Source organism: Flavobacterium arundinis (genome assembly GCF_038289855.1).
Taxonomy (GTDB): domain Bacteria; phylum Bacteroidota; class Bacteroidia; order Flavobacteriales; family Flavobacteriaceae; genus Flavobacterium; species Flavobacterium arundinis.
In genome coordinates this window covers 233,383-255,420 of sequence record NZ_JBBYHR010000002.1, presented here as the reverse complement: position 1 = coordinate 255,420, position 22,038 = coordinate 233,383, and the positions used below count along the sequence as shown (strand labels likewise).

The following is a 22,038-nucleotide window of genomic DNA, read 5'->3' as shown; positions in this document are numbered from 1 at the left end:
TTTATTTTATCTGCTCAGACCCCAAAGGTTTTTAAAACCTTTGGGGTCTTTTATGAATTAATTTTATTGTCCGAAGTATCTATATGCTAAAAAACCATTACGTAAAACCGTAACATTTACTACATTTGTTCGTTTATGATTTATGCACCTTACATGCTTTTTTCCATAAGGTGCAAAAATAGAATATTTTAAGACATGGCGAAGGTAAAATATTACTTTGACACAGAAAACCTGGCGTACCGGAAGATAAAGCCTAAGGTGAGTAAAAAAGTTGGTGTTGTCCTGCTTTTCCTCACTGCGGCGGCGCTCTTTGGGTTCCTGTGCTTTGTGGCGCTCCTCAACACCCCGTTCTTCGAAACACCGAAAGACCGGCTGCAGGCACGCGAGATAGAGAATATGCAGATGCGCTACGAGATACTTAACCGAAAGATGGACCAGATCGATGAGGTACTTGCCAGTATCGAGGAACGCGATAACAACATTTACCGCACTTATTTCAACACCACACCCATACCCGAAGAGCAGCGCAAGGCAGGCTTTGGCGGGGTAAACCGATACAAGGAAATGGAAGGCTACAACAATTCCGAACTGGTAATAAGCACTTCTAAAAAACTGGATATAATTTCTAAGGAATTAGTTATACAGTCGAAATCGCTTGATGAGATTGCCAAACTGGCGAAGGACAAAGAAAAACTGCTCACTTCAATACCGGCAATACAGCCTGTTAAAAATGAAGACCTGCGCCAGATGGCCTCCGGTTTTGGGTACAGGAGCGACCCTTTTACCAAGATACGCAAGTTCCACGCCGGGATGGACTTTTCGGCACGCACCGGCACGCCAATTTTTGCCACGGGCGACGGCGTTGTTGTCGCTGCCGATAATAAGATGTCGGGATACGGCAACCGCATCGTGATACGCCATGGCTTTGGCTACGAAACGCTGTACGGCCACATGAGCAAATTCAAGGCAAAGGCGGGCCAGAAGGTAAAGCGTGGCGATGTGATAGGCTATGTGGGCAGTACCGGCAGAAGTGAGGCGCCCCACCTGCACTATGAAGTGCACAAGAATGGCGAGGTAGTAAACCCTTTAAATTTCTATTACGGGAATATTTCTGCGAAAGAATACATTTTAATTTCTAAATTAGCTAACCAGGAAAACCAATCTCTCGATTAATGCATTTAGAACTGCCGGAAAAAAGATATTACAGCATAGGGGAGCTCGCTACGGCCTTCAACGTCAATGCGTCGCTTATCCGTTTTTGGGATAAGGAATTCGATGTGCTCAAGCCAAAGAAGAACGCAAAGGGCAACCGTATGTTTACGCCTGAGGATGTAAAGAACCTCCAGCTCATTTACCATCTGGTAAAAGAACGCGGCTTTACGCTTGATGGCGCACGCGTACACCTGAAGGAAGGCCAGAAAAAGACCCTTGATAAATTTGAAATTATTAGTAAATTAGAAGCTATTAAAAGCAATTTAATAAACATAAAGAACGAACTTTAAAACAAACGAGACATGAAAAAATGGATGATACCGGTAGGTATAATTGTAGTAATTATAGTGATAATCTTTTTTTGGGCGATGGGCGTTAAAAATGGCGCCATAACTAAAAGCCAGGGCGTAAAAGAATCGTGGGGTAACGTACAAACTTCTTATGAGAGGCGCAATGCCCTTATCGGCAACCTTGTAAAAACGGTTGAAGGCGCTGCTAATTTTGAAAAAGGTACGCTTACTGCCGTTACTGAAGCAAGGGCAAAAGCGACTTCGGTTACTGTAGATCCGTCGAATATTACACCGGAACAATTGGCACAATTTAACCAGGCGCAGTCGGGTGTTTCTTCGGCTTTGTCAAGGCTTTTGGTTTCTGTGGAGGCCTATCCGCAACTGCAGAGCAACCAAAACTTCCTGAAGCTTCAGGACGAGCTGGCTTCTACAGAAAATGAGATCCGTACATCGAGGACCCGATTCAACGAGACTGTGAAAGATTACAACAACTACGTTTTGAAATTTCCAAATTCGATGTTCCTGGGCGGTTACCCGGAAAAACCATACTTTGAAGCTTCTGCCGGTTCTGATAAGGCGCCCGATGTGAACTTTAATATCAAGTAGCCATGGCTAAAGCAAAGGATTTCCTTACTCCCGCTGATGAAGAAGCTATTATTGCTGCAATCGGGCAGGCGGAGAAAAACACCTCCGGGGAGATAAGGGTGCATATAGAAGAAAACGCAGGAAAACCTCCGCTCGAAAGGGCAAAGGAGGTTTTTCAGCAATTAGGCATGCAGGCCACGGCGGCACGCAACGGCGTGTTGTTCTACGTTGGCGTGAAAGACCAGACGTTTGCGATCGTTGGCGATGAAGGGATTGATAAAGTTGTCGAGAACGATTTTTGGGATTGCACCAAAGAGATCGTGCTGAACCATTTTAAAGAAAAACGCTTCAGCCAGGGGCTTGTGGAAGGTATATTGCGTGCCGGCGAGCGCCTGAAAACCTACTTCCCTTTTGCAGATGCTGACAAAAACGAACTTCCTGATACCATTTCAAAAGGATGAAAAAAATCTATATATATGGAATGTTGCTATTGGCAATACTGCTGTTCCCGATGGCAGCCTTCGCGCAATTCGATATTCCGGAAAAACCATCATTCCAGACCAGCGTATATGATTATGCAAAGGTTTTAGGCGATGATGAAAAGAAGGCGCTCGAAGAGAAGCTGGTGCGTTATTCTGATACGACTTCGACCCAGATCGTAATTGTCACTATTGAATCGCTCAAAGGCGAAAGCATTGCCGACCTCAGTACCCGATGGGCGCAGGGGTGGGGCATAGGCCAGGCTGATAAAGACAATGGGGTGCTTATCCTTTTGGCGAAATCCGAACGTAAAATATGGATTACGCCGGGCTATGGTGTAGACGACAGGCTTACTGCGGGCGAACTTGGGGAAATGACGCGTGAGGTGATCATTCCCGAATTCAAGGCAGGGAGTTACTATAACGGCCTGGACAAAGGTACTGATGCGATATTCGATATGCTGCGGGGCAAATATAAGGGAGAAAGAAAGGGAAGCGATGGCAAAAAATCGGGTAGCGGAGGCATACCGATAGGGGCTATCGTCTTTATTATAATTGTTATAATCTTTATCATTATCTCAAAAAGAGGCGGTGGAGGACGAGGTGGCCGCGGCTTTACAGGCAGCACGCTTGGCGATATCCTTATACTAAGCAGCCTTGGACGCATGGGTGGCGGAAGAAGCAGTGGCGGCTGGGGAAGTTCCGGCGGCGGCGGTGGTGGCTTTGGCGGCGGTTTCGGTGGCGGCGGCTTTAGTGGCGGCGGTGCCGGGGGAAGCTGGTAAAGTATTTCAGATTGTAGATTTCAGAATTCAGATTGAGCTGCACTCTTGCCAAAATTTAGGTTTACCGAAAGAATAATATAAAAAAAGCTGCTAACGCGGCTTTTTTTACAGCTAAAACATACAATTCCGTAAGTTTTTTCGTTTGCTATTTGCATTCCTAACCACCTTTTTATGAAGCTAAAAAACCTATTGCTTTTTTTGTCTTTCTTTGTTATTGCAATTATGCACGGGCAGCATCGCGTAAGCGGAAAAGTAACAGATGCCACAACTCATGAGCCGCTGGCATTTGCAAGCATAATTTTCAATAATGATAGTACACTTGGTATCAGTACGGATATTGACGGTAAATTTTCATGGACAGGAACAACTCCGGTAAATTCGCTAACCTGTAGCTATGTTGGGTATACCAGCCAAACCATTGCCCTTGGAAACAAAACTCAGGATCTGGTTATTGAGCTTGCTTTCGCAGAAAATGAGCTTAAAGAACTGGTAATTACGCCTACTGAGGATCCTGCTTACGGCATAATGCGTAAAGTGATTGCCAACAAAGAAAAAAATGACCCTGAGAATATTGCCTCTTTCAGGTACAAGACTTATAATAAAGTTATTTATGATATCCGGTCGGAAGCAGCAAAAGACAGCCTTAAGATGCGTAAAGTTTTTAAGGACGGCCATTTGATGATGATGGAGTCGGTTACCGAGCGCAAGTACCTGAAGCCGGAGATGAGCGAGGAAGTAGTGCTTGCCACCAAGGTCTCGGGGTTCAAAAACCCAAGCTTCGCCTCACTGGCTACCGACCTCCAGCCGTTCTCCTTTTATAAGGACAACATCCCGTTCCTGAATAGCAACTACCTTAACCCCATTAGCAAAGGCAGCCTCAGCAAATACAGGTTTACGCTTAGGGATACGCTTTATCGCGAACAGGATACTGTTTATATAATATCCTACAAGCCGCTTCCGCATAAGAATTTTGATGGTTTGACAGGCCTGCTATATATCAACACCAATAAGTATGCGGTGCAGAATGTTACGGCATCACCTTACGATAAAGGAAAGATCGACATACAGATAAAGCAGCAGTATGTTTTTACTAAGGAAGGCTATTGGTTTCCGGAACAGCTTGATTTTACACTGGAGTTTACCGACTATCCCACACCGAAAACAGGCATGTATGCGCAGGGCAAAAGCTATATTGATAATGTTGAGATCGGCTTGCCTTTGACAAAGAGGGATTTCAGGCTGGAATCGGTCTGGATAGAGGATAATGCAGCTAAGAAAGACAGTGTCTACTGGGAAGATGCGCGGCGCGAAAAGCTCAATACCGCCGAAACCACTACCTATACCGTATTGGACAGCCTCGGGCAGAAAGGGAATTTTGACGGGATGCTGCTTTTTATGGAGAAGTTTGCCCGTGGCCGTATCCCGATTAAATTTATTGATATCGATGTACCAAAAACACTCGTTTATAATAAATACGAAGGCGCGCGATGGGGTCTTGGGCTTTATACCAACGAGAAGCTTTTTGAGAAGCTGACACTCGGCGGATTTTTCGGGTATGGTTCGAGGGACTACAAATGGAAATACGGAGGGGAAGTTATTTATGAATTTTCTAAAAAACACCAGTTTACCGTTGGGGCAAAATACCAGGATAACCTTGTCGAAACCGGCAACCACGGATTCGATTACACACCAATGTTCTATAATGTGAGGAGCATTATCGCCTACCAAATGGACCGGATAGAAGAGAACAGCCTGAATATCGGCTTTCGTACTTTCCGGTATGCCAAATGGAATATTGGCTTCCGCAATGAAACCGTTACACCGCAGTATGACTACGTATTTATAAATAACGACGGTACTTCTTTCAGCCGCTATAAAAATACAGAGTTGTCGGTTAACCTCAGGTTCGCTTTCAGGGAGCGGTTCGTGCAGAGCTTTAAGCAAAATGTAAGCCAAAGCACCAAATATCCCATACTGTACCTTTCTTATTCAAGGGGCCTGAAAGATGCTTTTGGCGGTGAACTCAACTATAACAAGATTGAAGGCGCTGTAGAGCAGTCGTTCTTTACAAAGAACATAGGGAAATCATCCTATAGGCTGGAAGCAGGCTATATCGACAGGACATTGCCATACGGGCTGCTCTTTACAGGCGAGGGCAGCTATGATAAAGACTATCCTGTGATTATGAAGAACACCTTCCAAACCATGATGCCCTATGAGTTTTTATCTGACAAATATGCCAACCTCTTTACATCCCATAATTTTGGCGGGTTGCTGTTCAAAGCCGGCTGGTTCCAGCCACAGATATCAATTCACAACAATTTCAGCTGGGGTGATCTTACCAAAGGCGGGACACATAATTTCATCACGTATAAAACCAAGAATAAGCTCTTCACAGAAACCGGTTTACAGTTAGATAACCTCTTCAAAATGAATTACCTTAATATTGGGTACCTGGGTTTTGGAGCAGGCTTGTATTACCGTTACGGGGGATATTCGCTGCCGGATTCAAATGATAACTTTGCATTCAAGTTTACATTGAGTTTCTCCGTTAAGTAGTTAGTGGTCGATTTCTCGCTAATTTTTTTGATTTTCGCGCAAAGTCGCAAAGTCGCGAAGTCTGTAGGGGAAGATTGCACAGCAATTCAGTTTTGCGGCTTTTATTCGTAACAATTCGGCATGAGTCTTTGCGACTTTGCGGCTTTGCGTGAAATTTAAAATCTGCCGTACGATAAGGTCAATTGTAGAGGTTATCAAGAAGCATTGTATTGAAACAAAAAAGGCTGCGATTGCAGCCTTTTGTTATTATATTAAAACCACCAAAATGGTGAGCCGGTATCCTCTTTTTTCTTGGTGCCGAACTTATCAAGCTTCAGGGTAAGGGAGAACATCACGTAGCGTTTGAGTACGATATTCTGCTCATCGCGTATACTGGTTGCATTGATAGTGCGGGAAGTACCTATGTTCTGGTTGAGGAGGTCATATACTTTTACTTTAAATAATAAATTATCTTTCAGGAAATTATAACCTAAGCTGCTATTCCATAAAAAGAAATCCTTTTTGAATCCGTCAGCGATCTGCGAGTTGTAGGTATAGCCGAAGTCATTGCCAAAAACCACATGCTTGGGCCAGTAGCTGGTTGTCTGCAGGTTGATTTTATGTACCACGTTGGATGCCTGGCTAACAGGATAATTAGATGAGTAGTCGGTTTGGTTATAGGTAAAGCTGTACGATGGGTTAATAGTCAGCAGTTCGCCATACTCATAGGTAAAGTTGGCCCTTGGCGTAATCCTCAGTGTTTTAGAATCATATAGTTCCGTATTCAGGAACCCTTTGCCGACATTGTAGTTTCCGTTTATCCCTAAACTAAACCTGTAGGTATGCCCTTCTTTCTTGATAGATTTGCTCCAGTTCCCACCAAACCAACTGTAATAAGTCCCTGAAATGTTCCGGTAGGTTGTAGTGCTTTTGGCGCTTTCGTCTATTAAGGTATAAGCCATTACCTCGTTTTCATTATAATTACCACCTGCCCAAAAACTGTATCCGGAACGTGTGGCGTAATCAAAATCACGATAGCTTAGGTTAAGGTTGTGGTATTTTTGGGGATCGATATTAGGGTTACCAATGGTAGTATATAATGGATTGCTGATATCTTCTACGGGCAGGATCTCATTAGGTTCGGGGAAGTTGACATCGTAGCTGTAACCGATCCACAGCGACCTGGATTTAGACATCCGGTAGCTCAATTGCAGGTCGGCAGATGGCAATACATAATTTTTATTGATACTATACGCCTGTCCCATATAGTCAGAACGGTTTTTAAAGCTGGAAATACGTGGGCCGGCCTCAACATTAAACCACAGTTTATCTTTGCTGATGCTGAAACCTGCCGTTGGCCGCAGGGTATTGGTTTTGGAGGTAAGGTAATTGGAAAGCGCATCATTACGGTCGGTATAGCCGTTCGTAACATTGTTAAAGGTAAAGCCGTCACGGTCCTGGAGTACATTTTTATACTCATAGTTCACGGCCACTTTTACCTGCATGGAGTCGGTAACAGGTTCAAGATATTCAAAACCTGCAGTATAGTTATCATTGGCCTTCCTGTTGTACCGCACCTGGTTCCGGTCGTCGGCTGTAACGCTTTGCACACCGCCGGTATAGGAATATTTATTGGTTTGCGACTGGTTTAATTCGGTGCCATTATTAGTATTGTTATCGTTCTGAAAAACAACGTTCAGGCCACGGCCTTTTTTGCTGCTAAAAGACTTGTTCATAACAAAATAGCTCTCAAAACCTTTATTGTCAGATTCGTTAAACGTATAGGAATCGCTGTCGTTCAGCAGTCTTTCATCTGCTACGCTGCGCGTTTCCTGGCTTGCATCACTCTTTATCTTTGAATTTGCAGATACAAATTTCGGGGCAAAATAAATGGTAGCCGTTGAGTCGATCTTTACATTGAATTCTGTGCTGAAATTGTTGGCGTACTGGTTGCTGTTGGTACGCGAATTTGATTCGATCCTGTAGCTCGGGTCAACCATTTCGCCTGTTTGGGCATCGGCTGTTACAGGCAGAAAATTGGTCTGCCGTGTACGGTTTTGGTTTTCAGAGTTGGCGCCGGTATAAAAATAACTGGCGTTGCCGTCAAATCCTTTCACCCATTCGTCTGCATAGTTTACCCCGAGTATATTCGATCGCGTAATGCCCTTTCCGCCGCCAAACTGCATGCCGTTGATGCCGAACCCACCGTCATCGTTCATCCAGATCGACGTGTTCCTGCCACCGCCCATATTATCGAAAATCTCATTCATAGAAAAGCCGGTGGAATTGATATTGTTCGAAGAGCCAAGAATGCTTATTTTTCGGGCGCCTTTAAAATAATTGCCCAAAACACTGCTTTCATACCGTCCGCTGCTCCCGTAGCCGCCCATGATCTTCCCAAAGAGGCCCTTGTTTTTGTCTTCGTCTATAGTAAGGTTAATGCTGGCATTATCGCCGGTTGCTTTCTGTCCCGATAATTCTTCCTGCTTGGTCTTGGTATCGGTAACCTGGACTTTGTTAATAATGTCGGCTGGCAGGTTTTGCAGGGCGATCTTTCCGTCCTTATCAAAAAACGGCTTGCCATTAACAAGTATCTGGTTTACTTCCTTGCCATTTACGGTTATCTTGCCCTGCTCGTCGATGTCAACGCCGGGGAGCTGCTTTAGCAACGCTTCAACATTGGCATCAGGCCGTACTTTAAACGATGAGGCATTGAATTCGAGCGTGTCCGATTTTATGCGGATTGGAGGGATCTCCCCCTCGATAACCAATTCATTAAGCTGTGTCGACCGGTCGGCAAGCTTTAGCGTACCGAAGTCGCGGTCTTCTGTCATAGAATCGAATTGCTGCCTGTAGTCGGCAAGGCCAACATAAGAAACTTTAAGGAAAACAGGTTGCGAAATTTTGCGGGTCTTCAATTCCCAGGTACCGCTTTTTCCTGAGATAGTGTAGTCAATTACGGAAGAATCTTTTACTGACGTTAGATAGATAGTTGCCGATTCGAGCGGAAAATCTTCAGTGTCGGTGATTTTTCCTTTTAAGGTGATGTTTTGGCTGAAACTAAATGTTGTACAGGCGAAAAACAAAACGAAAGTAAGGATTTTGTGCATGTAAAATTTGGTAATAGGTTGTTGGTTTATGGTAAGGTTTCACTGATAAAACTGCGAAATACGGGATTTATTATGAGTATTCCTCATAACAAGTTTTTTTTTAATACTAACAGGATCGATCAGTTTGGATATAGTAACGGCAATTGCATATTTTTGTTCAGGACGTATAGCCGCAATGAATGCCTGTTGCCTAGGTCCAATTAACCAAAAAAACAAACCGATAATGACAATTCAGGAAGTAAAAAATATTTTCCGTTCCGGGGATGAAAAAGCCATGAAAAAGGCACTGCCCACAATTGAAGCCAATGATGCTGTGAAAGCAGAAGCACTGGAATATTACGCTGATATTTTAAAATACACCGGAGGTAAAGCCCTGGCCGATATTTTAAAGATACCGAAAAACCTCGCTACCAAAAAGGTGAGGGCAAAGAAATGGGAACCCAACGCGAACAGTATTGAGATATTAAATCACCTGAAGATAGACTATCTCAGCTTGTGGAATGAACCCATTCCGGTTTGGGTAAAACATACGCATTTCCGTTCGCTTTCATTTGTAAAATATGCTGAAGGAGATATTGTTTACCCCATTTCTGCGGATGAGTTTGAGATTCGGGATTGTGGGCTGGAGCAAATTCCCGATGCGGTAAGGAAAGTTAATGCAAAACGACTTTCATTTCAGGATAACAAAATTGAAACTGTCCCCAACTGGGTGTTTGACGTTCCCGAAAGGCTGGATATCAGCAGAAACCGTATCGAAAAGATCGAATTGGCAAAAGACTGTACTATTGATACATTACGGCTGAATGATAATAAGTTCACCGACGTTTCTTTTTTGACGCATTTCCCCAAACTTGATTTTTTAGTATTGGATAATAACCCGATAAATGACTTTCCGAAACTTACCGGAAGCCCTTTGAGGTATCTTTATTTTGCGAAATGTCATTTCACCCGGGTCCCGGACAGCATTAACGAATTGAAAGGACTCCTTGGCTTATATATCAACAATAACCCGATACTCGAGATTCCGGAACTGGACTTGCCCCTTTTGAATGGTATCGATATTTCCGGATCACAAATAGCGAGTAAGTACGGCATTAAGGGTACACTTTGGGGGAATGATACCCAGGCATTCCTTAAAAGAAATAACAAAGTTGATGATAGCTTCCTGGAAATATGCCAATTGCTGGAATCGGGCGATATTGCAAAGATGGAAGAAGCCTATGGCATGCTCAGGACAAACGAAGGCAGACTGAAAAAAGCAGAAGAGCGGTATTTGAAATTCATCCAGGGCAGGTTGGGGTCGGCGGCAACAATTTTCGATATTGAAAAAGCAATGCTTTCGGAGAATGAAATTGAAGCCCTTCGTAAAACGATCAACAAAACCAACCGCTCGCTTTCGTTAGCCTATGTGGACGACGATATCTCAAAGCTGCTGGTTGACTTTTTAGGTTCTGTCGTTGAAAGTGTCATCGACCTCGGCGACCTGAAAAAACAATTATCGGCTTGCTCTTCCGAAGAAGAATTGATCAGTCTGGGCGAACAGAAAATCAATGATATAAAAAATGCCATTTTTGACATTACAATTACCTATAAGGGAGGCTGGTTCGGAAAGACGTTGTTGGAGTTTACTTCGGTACAGCACCAATTTTTAGCCTTTGACCATACCCAGTTCGATGCTGCTAATGACTCTGACTATATAGAAGCTTTCTTTGTGTTTTTACAATGCTTTTCATACGACGACTATTATATTGACGTTTTCCAGTCCGATGCTCCGCGTTTTGGTAATATTTTCTGGCTGCTGCCGTATATCCCGAAAGTCATTTGGTTCGATGTAACTGCTCAATACCCACTTTCGCCGCTTTCTTTCAAGCGGTCGGCGTCAGTTACCGAAAATAATGCAGGGAAACGCATTAAGAGTAAGTTAGCCTCTGAGGCGGCTGGTGCATCAGCGGAGTAACCGTATACTCAGGTAAGTTTCATTATAAAGGCGCAGCATTGTTGTGCCTTTATGCTTTTACATACGTCCGCGTCCGCTGCCCGGAGGCCTGTTTCCGCGCGGGCCCCCACGGCGGTTGTCTGCAGGAGGCGCTCCCCCAAATTTACTCAGTTTATAAGTGAGCGAGAACATTACATAGCGCTTCAGGACAATGTTTTCCTCGTTGGTGACGGATGTTGCCTGTACCGTTCTTTTAACGCCTGTATTTTGGTTTAAAAGGTCATATACTTTTACTTTAAACAACAGCTGGTCTTTCAGGAAATTATAGCCAACGCTTGTGTTGAGCAGGTAAAAATCCTTTTTAAATCCATCAGGGATGTTGGAGTTGTAGGTATACCCAAAATCAGCGCCTATTACGGTATGTTTCGGCCAATAGCTGGTAGCTTCCATACCCACATTGTGCACAAAGCTTGACGCAGAATTTACGCTGTAGTTGGTATAGTTATATTCGTTATAGTTGAAGCTGTACGAAGGGCTTATCGTCAACAGCTCGCCATAGCGGTAGGTCACATTAAAATTTGGCGTGAGTCCGATAGATTTGGAATTATACAGCTCGCTGTTGAGAAACCCTTTATCGGTACTGTAATTCAACGAAATCCCCGTATTCAGCAGCAACTCGTGGGCTTCCTTCTTAAAGGATTTGTTCCAGTTGACTGACAGCGAACTGTTCATAATACCCGATACATTCCGGTAGGTAGTGGTCCTCTTAGCACTTTCATCAATTGTGGTAAATTGTGTAACCTGGTTATTGTAAAAAACGGCGTTGCCCGATATATTAAAGCCGGTGCGGGTAGCATTGTCAAAATTGCGGAAACCTACCCTGAAGTTATGCGATTCGGTAAGGTCAAGGTCGGGGTTACCGATGAAAGTGTTGAGCGGGTTGCTGATGTCTTCCACAGGCAGCAACTCGTCAGCATCAGGAAAGCTAACCGCATACCGATAGTTTCCGGATAATGACTTGGATTTACTGAACCGGTAATTTCCCCGGATATTACCCTGCGGCAGGATGTAGCTTTTGTCCAGCGCATATTTTTGGTCCATGTAAGTGGCGTTGTTTTTAAAAGAAGAGAATTGCGCGCCAACTTCACCGCTTATTCTAAGTTTACTCTTTTCAAGCGATAACCCGGCTGTCGGGGAAATCGAACCGGTTTCGGAAGCAAGGTAGTTGGAAAGCGCATCGTTATAAATAGAATACGTATCTGATATGGGATCGTAATCATAGCTGTCCCTGCTGCTGGTGTTTTTAGCTAACGTATAATTAGCGCCTATATCGAGCCGCAGCGAATCGGTAATGGGCTCAAAATAGTCAACCCCAACACCGTAGTTATTGGTAGTGCCTTCATTATTCAGTACCTGGTTCCGGGTGTCGGTCGTAGTTTCTGCAATTCCGCCCGGATAGGTGTATTTTATGGTATTGGACTGGTTAAGGTTTTTCCGTTCGGTTGCATTATCGGTTGCCGAAAGGGTAACGCTGAGGCCCCTCCCTTTGCGCGCAAAATTCTTAAAATAGAACAGGTTATTTGTGAGCCCCCTGCTGTCGCTTTCGGACTGTGATGCCGATGTACTTTCATTGAGCAGCCTGGAATCGGCCAGTCTTTGCGAAAAGCTGTTGGAGGATGTAGTGCTGTTCGAATTGGAAAGCTTAAAGCTTGGCCTGTAGTTAATGGTTGCTGTGGAGTCGATCTTGTAATTCAGCTCACTATTAAAACTGTGTGAATAGGTATCGCTGTCTGATTTTGATGTCGACTGCGTTGTATAGCTCTTATCGATGATCGTCCCCGGATTGTCTGCATCTTCACTCTCCGGCAAATAATTTATCGCCTCATACCTCCGCCTGTTTTCGGTTGAAGCCCCGTTGAAATTATAGCTTGCGCTTGCGTCAAAACCCTTAAACCATTCGTCATTATAGTTGGCCCCGGCAGTGGTACTCTGCGTAATGCCGGGTGTATTATTGCTTCCCGTCAGTGCCTGTGCGCTTGCGCCCCTGCCGATGCTGCCAAATACTTCATCTGAAGTAAACCCTGACGAATTGATATTGTTCGATGATGCCAGGATGCTTATTTTTTGCTTGTCCTTAAAATAGTTGACGAGCCCGCTGGCCTCATACCGCCCGCTGCTGCCGTACCCGCCTGTTATCCGCCCGAAGAGGCCTTTGTTCCGGTCTGCTTTTATTGTTAGGTTAATGCTGAAATTATCGCCGCTGGCCATCTGCTTTGCCAGCTCCTCTTTTTTTGTTTTGGTGTCGGATACCTGCACTTTGTCGATCATATCGGCAGGCAGGTTCTTCAGCGCTATCTGGCCGTCTGCATCAAAAAAGGGTTTGCCGTTAACTAATATCTGGTTCACCTCTTTGCCGTTTACCGTTATTTTTCCATCGGGCGTTATCACGACTCCCGGAAGCTGTTTAAGTAAAGCCTCCACATTCGCATCCGGCCTTACTTTAAACGAAGAGGCATTAAACTCCAGAGTATCTTTCTTAATGCGGATAGGAGGTATCTCGCTTTCTATCACTACTTCGTTAAGCTCTGTAGCTTTATCCTGCAGTTTCAGCGTGCCAAAATCACGGTCTTTATCAACAGACGGCAATTCTTCTTTATAATTGGCCAGCCCCACATACGAGATTTTCAGCGTAACCGGTGCATTTATCCGGGGTACCTTAAGTTCCCAATTGCCGCTTTTCCCGGATATGGTGTAATCAACAACTGTAGAGTCTTTAACCCTTATAAGATAAATGGTCGCCGACTCCAGCGGAAAATCTGTATTATCAGTAACCACACCTTTGAGCGTAACACTCTGGCTATATCCGGCCATGCTGCAAAGCAATAAGAAGTATAGTAATAGGCGCATAGAGGTTAAGCAATTAAATGTTTTGTGCGGTACTCATTAAAAAAAAATATCACACCCGACAGAGTGTGATACTATTTTAGACTGTATTTCAACGGTAAAGTTTAAAAGTGTATGAAATTTTTTCTGGAAAAGCTTGTGGTGCTATTTATTATTGATTTGCTTTAATTGCATAATGTCTAAAAGGTCTTTTGGGCGGTTAGCTTTAACTTTACTGGTAATAAGGTCTTCAAGTGACAGAACATTCCATCTTAAAAATGTGGCTCCGCTTGCTTCGACCACCACACTATCGGTGTATGCCTGTTCAAAAGGCTTATTAACTGAGAAATTCGTGATCAGTTCCAAATCAAGGTCCTCTGGTGAGAATTTAACAGAAATATTTTGCTCCTGGTTTATTACGGCAGGAGGAAAGTCATCAATGTCATATCCCAATTCTTTAAAAACAGCAACTAATTTTCTGAAGTTATCATCAGTTGTCTCTATCCAAAAATCAACATCGGCTGAATGACGTTGATATCCATGAAAGTTTACCGCACCACCGCCAACCATAAGCATCCTTATTTTATATTTAGCTGCTAAAGCTATAAAATTACTGATGCTTTCGTTCCAGGCCTGTAGCATTACTTCGAAGAGATTTCAATAATAAAATTAGAAGATTTATCAGGCTTTGCACTGGTTGGGAACATTTTCATCTGCATCGAAAGCTTTAGAAAATTCATCACTCTTTCGCCTCCTGATAATTTCAGGAATTCTTCCTGCCGCCTCCTGTTGCTTTCTTCTTTTGTTTCAAACCGTATTTCCATAACTGCGTTGTTTTTACACAAAGTTAATCAAAAACAGGATAGATTATTTCTGCCTGAAATAAATATCTATCGGCACACCTTCAAAATTGTATATCTCGCGCATCTTGTTCTCAAGGAAACGCTTGTACGGCTCCTTAACATACTGCGGCATATTACAGAAGAATACAAATTGTGGGGTAGGTGTAGGCAGCTGCATACAGAACTTGATCTTTACGTACTTGCCTTTCAGCGCGGGTGGCGGCATGGCCTCAACTATAGGCAGCATAACCTCATTCAGTTTTGATGTGGCAATGCGTTGTTTCCTGTTCTCGAATACTTCTACCGCAGTTTCAAGCGCTTTCAGCAAACGCTGTTTTGTTATCGCCGATACGAATAGGATAGGCACATCGGTAAACGGCTGCAGCTCTTCGCGTATTTTACGTTCGTAATCGCGGGTGGTCATGGTCTCTTTTTCAACAAGGTCCCATTTGTTTACCAGGATCACAACGCCTTTACGGTTCTTTTCGGCAAGCCAGAAGATGCTCTGGTCCTGTCCTTCAAAACCACGGGTGGCATCAATAACAAGGATACAGATATCACTGTGCTCAATGGCACGAACGGAGCGCATCACCGAATAGAACTCAAGGTCTTCCTTCACCTTGGCCTTACGGCGGATACCCGCAGTGTCAACCAGGTTGAATTCGAACCCGAAACGGTTGTAGGTAGTATCAATAGAATCGCGGGTCGTCCCTGCAATGTCGGTAACAATGTAACGGTCTTCGCCGATAAGCGCGTTAATGAAGGAAGATTTTCCTGCATTAGGACGTCCTACAACGGCAAAACGGGGTAGTGCTACAGCATTTTCATCCGGAGCAACAGCATCCGGAAGCAGCTTTACAAGCGCATCCATAAGGTCGCCTGTGCCCGATCCGCTCATGCCGGCAATGGTATAATATTCGCCAAGTCCAAGGTTATAGAATTCTACAGCATCTTTCTCGCGCATAGAATTGTCGACCTTGTTTACCGCTAATAAAACCGGTTTGGTCACCTTGCGAAGCAGTTTTGCCACTTCGTCATCCATTGGTGTAATGCCTTCCTCAACATCTACCAAAAAGATGATAACATCGGCCTCGTCAATAGCAAGCTCTACCTGACGGCGTATCTCAGCTTCAAAAACATCGTCAGATCCTTTAATGTATCCGCCGGTATCGATCACCGAAAATTCTTTCCCGTTCCATTCGCTCTTGCCGTAATTCCTGTCACGGGTCACCCCGCTGACAGAATCAACAATAGCTTCCCTTCGCTGTATCAGGCGGTTAAAAAAAGTGGACTTGCCCACATTCGGCCTTCCTACAATAGCTACTATATTATTCATTCCTTATTTTAAATTTTTGCAAAAGTACATATAAAGTTTCAGGTTTAAAGTTTAAAGTTCAAAGTTCTGAGTAGCAACGTTAAACCTTAAACTTTAAACAAACTACTTCTGATTGTACCCAAACCTCCTCAACTGGTAGCTGTTACTCCTCCAGTCTTTATTCACTTTTACGAACATTTCGATGTGTATTTGCTTACCAAAGAATTTCTCAAGGTCTGCGCGGGCTTCCATACCCACACGTTTGATGGCCTCACCTTTATGCCCGATAATGATACCTTTCTGGGTCTCGCGTTCCACCATTATTACGGCACGTATGCGTATTATCGTGTCGGTTTCAACAAACTCTTCCGTTTCGATCTCAACGGCATACGGAATTTCTTTTTCGTAATGCAAAAGGATCTTCTCACGGATGGTCTCGTTTACAAAGAAACGTTCTGGCTTATCAGTAAGCGCGTCTTTAGGGTAGTATGCGGGTGACTCCGGCATCAGCGCGATAATACGGCTGAACACCTCAGGAACGTTGAAGTTCTTTAATGCCGAGATAGGGTATATCTCTGCGTTCGGTACTTTCTCTGTCCAAAGCTGTACCTGCTCTTCCAGTTCTTCCTGCGACGACTTGTCTATCTTGTTGAGCAATAGCAGTACGGGGATCTTGGCATGGATAATCTTATTGAAAAAGGCCTCGTCTTTCAGTTCCTTCTCGCCGATCTCTACCATATATATAAGGATGTCAGCATCCTCGAAGGCTGACTTTACGAAGTCCATCATCGAACTCTGTAGCTCGTAGGCCGGTTTGATGATGCCGGGCGTATCAGATAACACTACCTGGAAGTCCTCGCCGTTCACGATACCCAAAATACGGTGGCGCGTTGTCTGCGCCTTGGAGGTGATAATGGAGAGGCGCTCGCCTACAAATGCATTCATGAGGGTCGATTTCCCGACGTTCGGGTTGCCTATGATATTTACAAAACCTGCTTTATGTGCCATAAAAAAATAATTATGCCGCAAAGGTAGGCATATCAGCGCAATACCGAAAATAAAAGATTTTTATGCAATTTAGCTTGCTATTTCAAATAACCGTCGTATATTTGCACTCGAAGATCGCGGGATAGAGCAGTAGGCAGCTCGTCGGGCTCATAACCCGAAGGTCACAGGTTCGAGTCCTGTTCCCGCTACTAAAGCAACCCTCTCAGAAATGAGAGGGTTTTTTGTTTTTGGAAAATATTGTTTTATCTGAGGTATCATATTCGCCGCGGCGGACACAGTTTTGAAATTTCAATATTACCATCTCTATTTATAATCTGCTCAAAATAAATTTATTACGTGGATAATTTTATAAATCTATAATTAAGACAAATGATTTTAATAATTTAGCATTTTTCTGATGTTCATATATTATAGAATGTATAAAATCTAACGATGAATCAGATAGAATGATATTAATTTATAAGTTTAACAATCATATTGCATTATAACCTATGAGTACGGAACTACAAACACAAGAAAATAACTACCCAGCTCAATTAACAAATTTTGAAAAAGGTTTAGTAACCTTTCTTGAGAATCATAATTTACCCACTACAGGGATTTTTGTGGGCGTAGAAGAACGTTTAAGAGTTTTTTCAAACGTTGATTATGTTATTAAACAGCTTGATCCTGAAATGACTACTAAGTCTGTGTATTTAGCGAAATTTTTAGCCGCTTCGGCATCTGGATTGTTTGACGCATCTCTCAATTATCTGTGGGATGAAACTATTCTCCAATTAAGGAAAAGAGTAGCACAATTTGATTTAGAATATTTTTATGATAACACAGTAGGGGGTGATAAGAGAAAAAGCTTTAGAAGCGAGGAAGACCTCGTAAAATTGCCTGATAGTGATCTGATTAACGGAGCGAAAGAAATTGAGCTTATTTCGGATGTAGGTCATAGACATTTGGTGCATATTAACTATATGAGAAATTAGGCAAGTGCCGCCCATCCTAATCAAAATGAAATTTCAGGACTGCAGTTGATTGCTTGGCTTGAAACCTGTATGAAAGAAGTTATAACTTTACCAATCCCTAATGGAGCAATACAGATCAAAAGATTATTAGCAAACATTAAAAAAGAGCCAATCACTGCCGAAAATGCCGACGAAATTGGAGTATTCCTGACTGAATTGACTAATGAGCAATCCAATAATTTGGCTTCAGCTTTTTTTGGAATTTACACTAGAGAGGACACTGATACGCAAACAAGACAAAATATTAAATTGTTATTACCTCTTCTGTGGAAAGCAATAGATGAAGATGTTAAAGATGAATTTGGCATTAAATATGCATATTTTTCTGCAAATCATATGTTGGAACCAAGGAAATTGGCTAGGCAATTTTTAGAAATAGTTAATGGTTTGAGCTATATTCCTGATGACTTAAGGGTTTTAGAAATTCAATTGGCTATGCACAATCTACTAAATGCACACAGAGGAAATAATAACTTTTATAATGAACCGCCGTTCGCCAAGGAATTAATCAGAGTTATTGGAATGCCTCCTAAAGTACCCAAAGCCATTAATAAAAATTATGTTCTAACGGTAGTTGAAGTTTTCTTAACAAATGGTAACGGTGTGGCATGGGATGCAGAAACAATATATTTTGAGTTAATTAATTCTTTTGATAATTATCAAGCCACAGTAGCATTATTGTCCTTCACTACTGATAATATTAGCAGCAAACTTCAACTCACCCTTTCTAAGCAAAAATTTGTAACCTTGTTAAACACAATAAGACAGAAACTTACCAATCCTTCAACAGTTGAGCTTTTAGATATAATACTTGACTTTAAAGGTAGCTATGCAGAAATGAGAAAAGACACTAAAATTCAGCGAAGTCTGAAAAATCTAGAGATTTTACTTAAGTAAATAAAGTCAAGTTTCAATAAATGAAAGGTATCAGGAATCAGGTAGTTTTTTTATTTTCTACAAATATCATTAGTTAGATGGCTCATATCCGCCGCGCGAAACGGATCTTTTTCCGATATGAAAAGCAGTAATCATCAGGTTACTGCTTTTTTTATGGCCATTTTCGGCCTCATATCCGCTATGGATCCATGTAAAAACGCACCATTTACAATCTATTTACAAAGTTTACATTTTAATTTACAATGCAAATTGCCGAGTCGTAAAATATCAAAGTAGATTCGCTGAATCAATTTAAAAAATGAAACAGATGAAAAAAAATCTCTATGTCCTGATCTTGCCGCTTGTTGTGGTGAGCGGAATGTTATTTGCCAATTGTGAAATTAAAACTGAAACTAAGCCATCCCAAAAGCCTATGTCCATTGTTCACAGGAAACCGGACCCGGATGCCATGAAAAAATGGGAGGCTTCTCCTGACGGTATAAAGTACAAAGAATGGGAGGTTTCTCCTGAAGGTAAAAAAGTGCATGCCAGCCATGATAAAATAAGGAAGTACATAAACGCTTTTACTAATATGGAAGCCGTCGTAACCTCTCTTACTTTTCAGCGTGAAAACTCGAAATCAGGGCCGAAATGGCTTATCGTCAGGATTGGAGACGAAGAGTACATGATGCAATTTACTACTGAGGAATTCCGGAAGTTGGACAGCCTGAAAGTTAACGACAACATAATAGTAAGAAGCCGCAGTGCAGGGTATTCCAATAATCATCCTTACTTAATTATATCGGGCGACTATATTGAGCAAAATGGTAAGGTGCTTTTTAAACGTGACTTTAGCAAAAATAAGGGTTGCTAGGGATTGCCGCAATTTACCGGTGGGATAAATGAGTTCAATTATGTAGTTGACAGGCTGAAACATTTATCAGGTTGTGGGGTTTGCAATAACGATACAATTGTATTTGAAGATAACTTTACGGAATGAATAATCCATTGTTAAAAATATCTTTGAAAACAGCTCATCGGTTACCTAATTGCTTAATATCCTGAATATTTCGTTATCATGTGTTGTGCGCTCGGGATAATTGACTACTTTTGCCGCCGCTAACAAAGGCGTTTTTACCACTGCAATTATGAATATGAATAAAATTGTTGAGTACAGAAAGCTACTCGACGTTACCAAAGCGGCTACTTTAAAAGAACTGAAAACCATTTACAGGAACAGCATGAAAGACTGCCATCCTGATACCTGCACCACCGATGAGGAAAGGCATGCAGCCGAAGACAGGAGCAAGGCTATCATCGAGGCGTACCACTTTTTGGTGAGCATCGCCCCGGAAACTTCTGAAAAGAATAAAGAAGAATATACTAAAACCACATCGGCATCACCTATCACGGAGTTTTACTTCGAGAAACAGGCATTATACATCAACTTCCTTGATGGCAGCAGCTACGAGTATTTTGGCGTACCAAGGAACGTTTATGTGAAAATGGTAAATGCAGAATCACCTGCACGTTTTGCCCGCAGGCATATTTATGGAACCTACCTTTACCGCAGCGCATCCAAGATCGTTGCCGAGGCTGAGTAGTCAAACGCTATTATATCATACAAGAGCTTTCCCGAAACGGAAGGCTTTTTTGTTTATCCTTAATTCTGCATGTACTCCTAAGAGTAAGCACGAAATCTCGGCATGTCTCGCTTAGGAGAGGGGCCGGGGGAGAGGGCAAAAAAAGCCCCTCATAACGAGGAGCTTCCGCAACGTACCTAAAACCTAAACCTATTCCATAGCAATTTTATATGTTTGGCTGGTATTCCCTATTGTTACGCTAACTATGTACAGTCCCGGGTTGGGAACAGTAAACGTTTCGCCATTATCAAGGTGCTTTTCTGTTGTGAGGCTCCTTCCGGATAAGTCGTAGAAAGTCAGTTCGTCTATTGTTGCTTCCGTTTGCAATGTAAACCTTCCATCTGAAGATGGGTTCGGGTAGATCACTACATTCTTCAATTGCGGGTTTTCGTGGCCCATTGTCGTGTCGAAAACATAAACCCCCTGGTTTGCAGCAAGGAATGTTTTGTTACCCAATTCGCCCATCGCCCAAGTATAAATTGGCAACACTTCGCTGTCATTGTTCCACGGTGTGCCTGCCGGAGCATCTATCGGCCTTCTGTTTATTTTCGTGGTGCTTTCGCCATCAGTTGTAATCGCATAAAGATCTTCCTGCCCCGCATACATAAAGCGTCCCTGCCCATACGGAAGCCCTGCCTGGTCGGTGATCCAGTTGGCGCCAAAGTCGTCACTCCTTAGTATCATGTTGTAAAGCGATACATATAGTACGTTATCAAGCAGCATAGCGTCCTGGATGATGAGCCCGGGCAGAAAATTTCCGGTATAATAATCTTCGGTCCATTGCCCCTGCGCGGAATTAAACCGGTAGAAAGTGCCATTACCACCGGCCAGGGCAAGAAGCTCGCCGGGAGTGTCCAATACTTTCGACACATTATAAGAATAATTGGGCAGCCCGTTAGAATAGTCGGACCATCCGGCCCCATTGTAACGGATAATTCCGGCGCCTTGTATCGATGCATAAAGCCTGTTGTCCCGATCTGCGAAAGACGATATTTCGAAGGTATTAATATCATAACGCCATAACCCGTCAACTGCAGTAGCAAGAGCCGAGAACACACCTTTTTCTGTTCCTGCGAAAATACGGTTGCCGAATTTCTTGAAGTTAAATATATGTATGTCCTCTTCATTGGTGAATTCCGATCCGTTCCAGGTTTCGCCGTTGTCACTGCTGGTGTAGAGCATGTTTCCTGTAGCGGTGTATATTGTGCCGTCTATCACCTGAAAAGCCGTAAATTCAGAATGCGGAAGCGCATTGATACGTGTCCATCCCTGCGCTGATGAGGTACAGGAGCTAAGTAAGGTAAGACAGGCTGCAAGCAGTTTTAAAAAAGTTTCCATAATACTATTCGTTTTTTTGATTGATGATTTCGATGATTTTCTGAGGCAAAACTACTGATGGACAGCATCCTGATTGTTATGTAATGTAATGAAGGTGAATAATTTTGTAATGAGCAAAAGATGATGTGGAAGCACTTTCGGCCTTCACGGTCCATATAGCGCTTTCATGTGCATATAAATCACCT

At 42.9% G+C, this 22,038-nt stretch carries 18 protein-coding genes and 1 tRNA gene; 12 read left to right on the top strand and 7 right to left on the bottom strand.

Annotated elements, in window-relative coordinates; genetic code table 11:
* The first annotated feature begins 195 nt into the window (after window positions 1–195).
* The 6 genes from AAEO56_RS04200 to AAEO56_RS04175 all read left to right on the top strand — a co-directional run bounded on the left by AAEO56_RS04200 (window position 196) and on the right by AAEO56_RS04175 (window position 5,907).
* On the top strand, window positions 196–1,173 hold the full coding sequence (locus tag AAEO56_RS04200; RefSeq protein ID WP_341695773.1) for a M23 family metallopeptidase: 978 nt from the start codon (window positions 196–198) through the stop codon (window positions 1,171–1,173).
* Window positions 1,173–1,502: a MerR family transcriptional regulator gene (locus AAEO56_RS04195; protein ID WP_341695772.1), complete on the top strand. Its 330-nt coding sequence runs from the start codon at window positions 1,173–1,175 to the stop codon at window positions 1,500–1,502. Before AAEO56_RS04200 ends, AAEO56_RS04195 begins: the two co-directional genes overlap by 1 nt.
* Before the next feature lie 12 nt (window positions 1,503–1,514).
* Entirely contained in the window at window positions 1,515–2,108 is a 594-nt protein-coding gene (locus AAEO56_RS04190) for a LemA family protein (RefSeq protein WP_341695771.1), read from the top strand.
* A 2-nt stretch (window positions 2,109–2,110) separates the two neighbouring features.
* A complete protein-coding gene (locus AAEO56_RS04185) occupies window positions 2,111–2,548 on the top strand; it encodes a TPM domain-containing protein (RefSeq protein ID WP_341695770.1) in 438 nt (145 codons plus the stop codon).
* Window positions 2,545–3,348, top strand: a complete 804-nt coding sequence (locus tag AAEO56_RS04180) for a TPM domain-containing protein (protein WP_341695769.1) — start codon at window positions 2,545–2,547, stop codon at window positions 3,346–3,348. Before AAEO56_RS04185 ends, AAEO56_RS04180 begins: the two co-directional genes overlap by 4 nt.
* Window positions 3,349–3,519: 171 nt before the next feature.
* Window positions 3,520–5,907: a DUF5686 and carboxypeptidase-like regulatory domain-containing protein gene (locus tag AAEO56_RS04175; RefSeq protein ID WP_341695768.1), complete on the top strand. Its 2,388-nt coding sequence runs from the start codon at window positions 3,520–3,522 to the stop codon at window positions 5,905–5,907.
* Window positions 5,908–6,158: 251 nt separating this feature from the next.
* Here AAEO56_RS04175 and AAEO56_RS04170 read toward each other — a convergent pair whose 3' ends face one another.
* A complete protein-coding gene (locus tag AAEO56_RS04170) occupies window positions 6,159–8,996 on the bottom strand; it encodes an outer membrane beta-barrel protein (RefSeq protein WP_341695767.1) in 2,838 nt (945 codons plus the stop codon).
* Window positions 8,997–9,219: 223 nt separating this feature from the next.
* On the opposite strand from AAEO56_RS04170, the gene AAEO56_RS04165 reads away from it, so the two are divergent.
* Entirely contained in the window at window positions 9,220–10,953 is a 1,734-nt protein-coding gene (locus AAEO56_RS04165; RefSeq protein WP_341695766.1) for a leucine-rich repeat domain-containing protein, read from the top strand.
* Between the two features lie 57 nt (window positions 10,954–11,010).
* On the opposite strand, the gene AAEO56_RS04160 is transcribed toward AAEO56_RS04165, so the two are convergent.
* From AAEO56_RS04160 to era, 5 genes are all read right to left on the bottom strand, one after another.
* Window positions 11,011–13,839, bottom strand: coding sequence for an outer membrane beta-barrel protein (locus AAEO56_RS04160; protein ID WP_341695765.1), 2,829 nt, complete (start codon window positions 13,837–13,839; stop codon window positions 11,011–11,013).
* A gap of 141 nt (window positions 13,840–13,980) precedes the next feature.
* Complete coding sequence (locus AAEO56_RS04155) at window positions 13,981–14,457, bottom strand: nucleotidyl transferase AbiEii/AbiGii toxin family protein (protein WP_341695764.1); 477 nt, start codon at window positions 14,455–14,457, stop codon at window positions 13,981–13,983.
* Window positions 14,457–14,639 carry a hypothetical protein gene (locus AAEO56_RS04150; RefSeq protein WP_341695763.1) on the bottom strand — a complete coding sequence of 61 codons (183 nt, stop codon included), beginning with the start codon at window positions 14,637–14,639 and terminating at the stop codon, window positions 14,457–14,459. The genes AAEO56_RS04155 and AAEO56_RS04150 overlap by 1 nt, the downstream gene beginning before the upstream one ends.
* A 43-nt stretch (window positions 14,640–14,682) precedes the next feature.
* On the bottom strand, window positions 14,683–15,993 hold the full coding sequence (gene der, locus AAEO56_RS04145; RefSeq protein WP_341695762.1) for a ribosome biogenesis GTPase Der: 1,311 nt from the start codon (window positions 15,991–15,993) through the stop codon (window positions 14,683–14,685).
* A gap of 102 nt (window positions 15,994–16,095) precedes the next feature.
* Window positions 16,096–16,980, bottom strand: coding sequence for a GTPase Era (gene era, locus AAEO56_RS04140; protein ID WP_341695761.1), 885 nt, complete (start codon window positions 16,978–16,980; stop codon window positions 16,096–16,098).
* Between the two features lie 115 nt (window positions 16,981–17,095).
* Between era and AAEO56_RS04135 the strand changes: the two genes are divergently transcribed.
* The 5 genes from AAEO56_RS04135 (at window position 17,096) to AAEO56_RS04115 (ending at window position 20,476) form a co-directional block, all read left to right on the top strand.
* Window positions 17,096–17,168: transfer RNA gene (locus AAEO56_RS04135), tRNA-Met, on the top strand.
* Window positions 17,169–17,471: 303 nt separating this feature from the next.
* On the top strand, window positions 17,472–17,957 hold the full coding sequence (locus tag AAEO56_RS04130; protein WP_341695760.1) for a hypothetical protein: 486 nt from the start codon (window positions 17,472–17,474) through the stop codon (window positions 17,955–17,957).
* Window positions 17,958–18,026: 69 nt separating this feature from the next.
* A complete protein-coding gene (locus tag AAEO56_RS04125) occupies window positions 18,027–18,893 on the top strand; it encodes a hypothetical protein (protein WP_341695759.1) in 867 nt (288 codons plus the stop codon).
* A gap of 307 nt (window positions 18,894–19,200) precedes the next feature.
* Window positions 19,201–19,746 carry a hypothetical protein gene (locus AAEO56_RS04120; RefSeq protein WP_341695758.1) on the top strand — a complete coding sequence of 182 codons (546 nt, stop codon included), beginning with the start codon at window positions 19,201–19,203 and terminating at the stop codon, window positions 19,744–19,746.
* Between the two features lie 280 nt (window positions 19,747–20,026).
* Window positions 20,027–20,476, top strand: coding sequence for a KTSC domain-containing protein (locus AAEO56_RS04115; protein ID WP_341696072.1), 450 nt, complete (start codon window positions 20,027–20,029; stop codon window positions 20,474–20,476).
* A 189-nt stretch (window positions 20,477–20,665) separates the two neighbouring features.
* On the opposite strand, the gene AAEO56_RS04110 is transcribed toward AAEO56_RS04115, so the two are convergent.
* The gene (locus AAEO56_RS04110; protein ID WP_341695757.1) at window positions 20,666–21,853 is read right to left on the bottom strand and encodes a T9SS type A sorting domain-containing protein; all 1,188 of its coding nucleotides are present in this window, start codon (window positions 21,851–21,853) and stop codon (window positions 20,666–20,668) included.
* Between the last annotated feature and the right edge of the window lie 185 nt (window positions 21,854–22,038).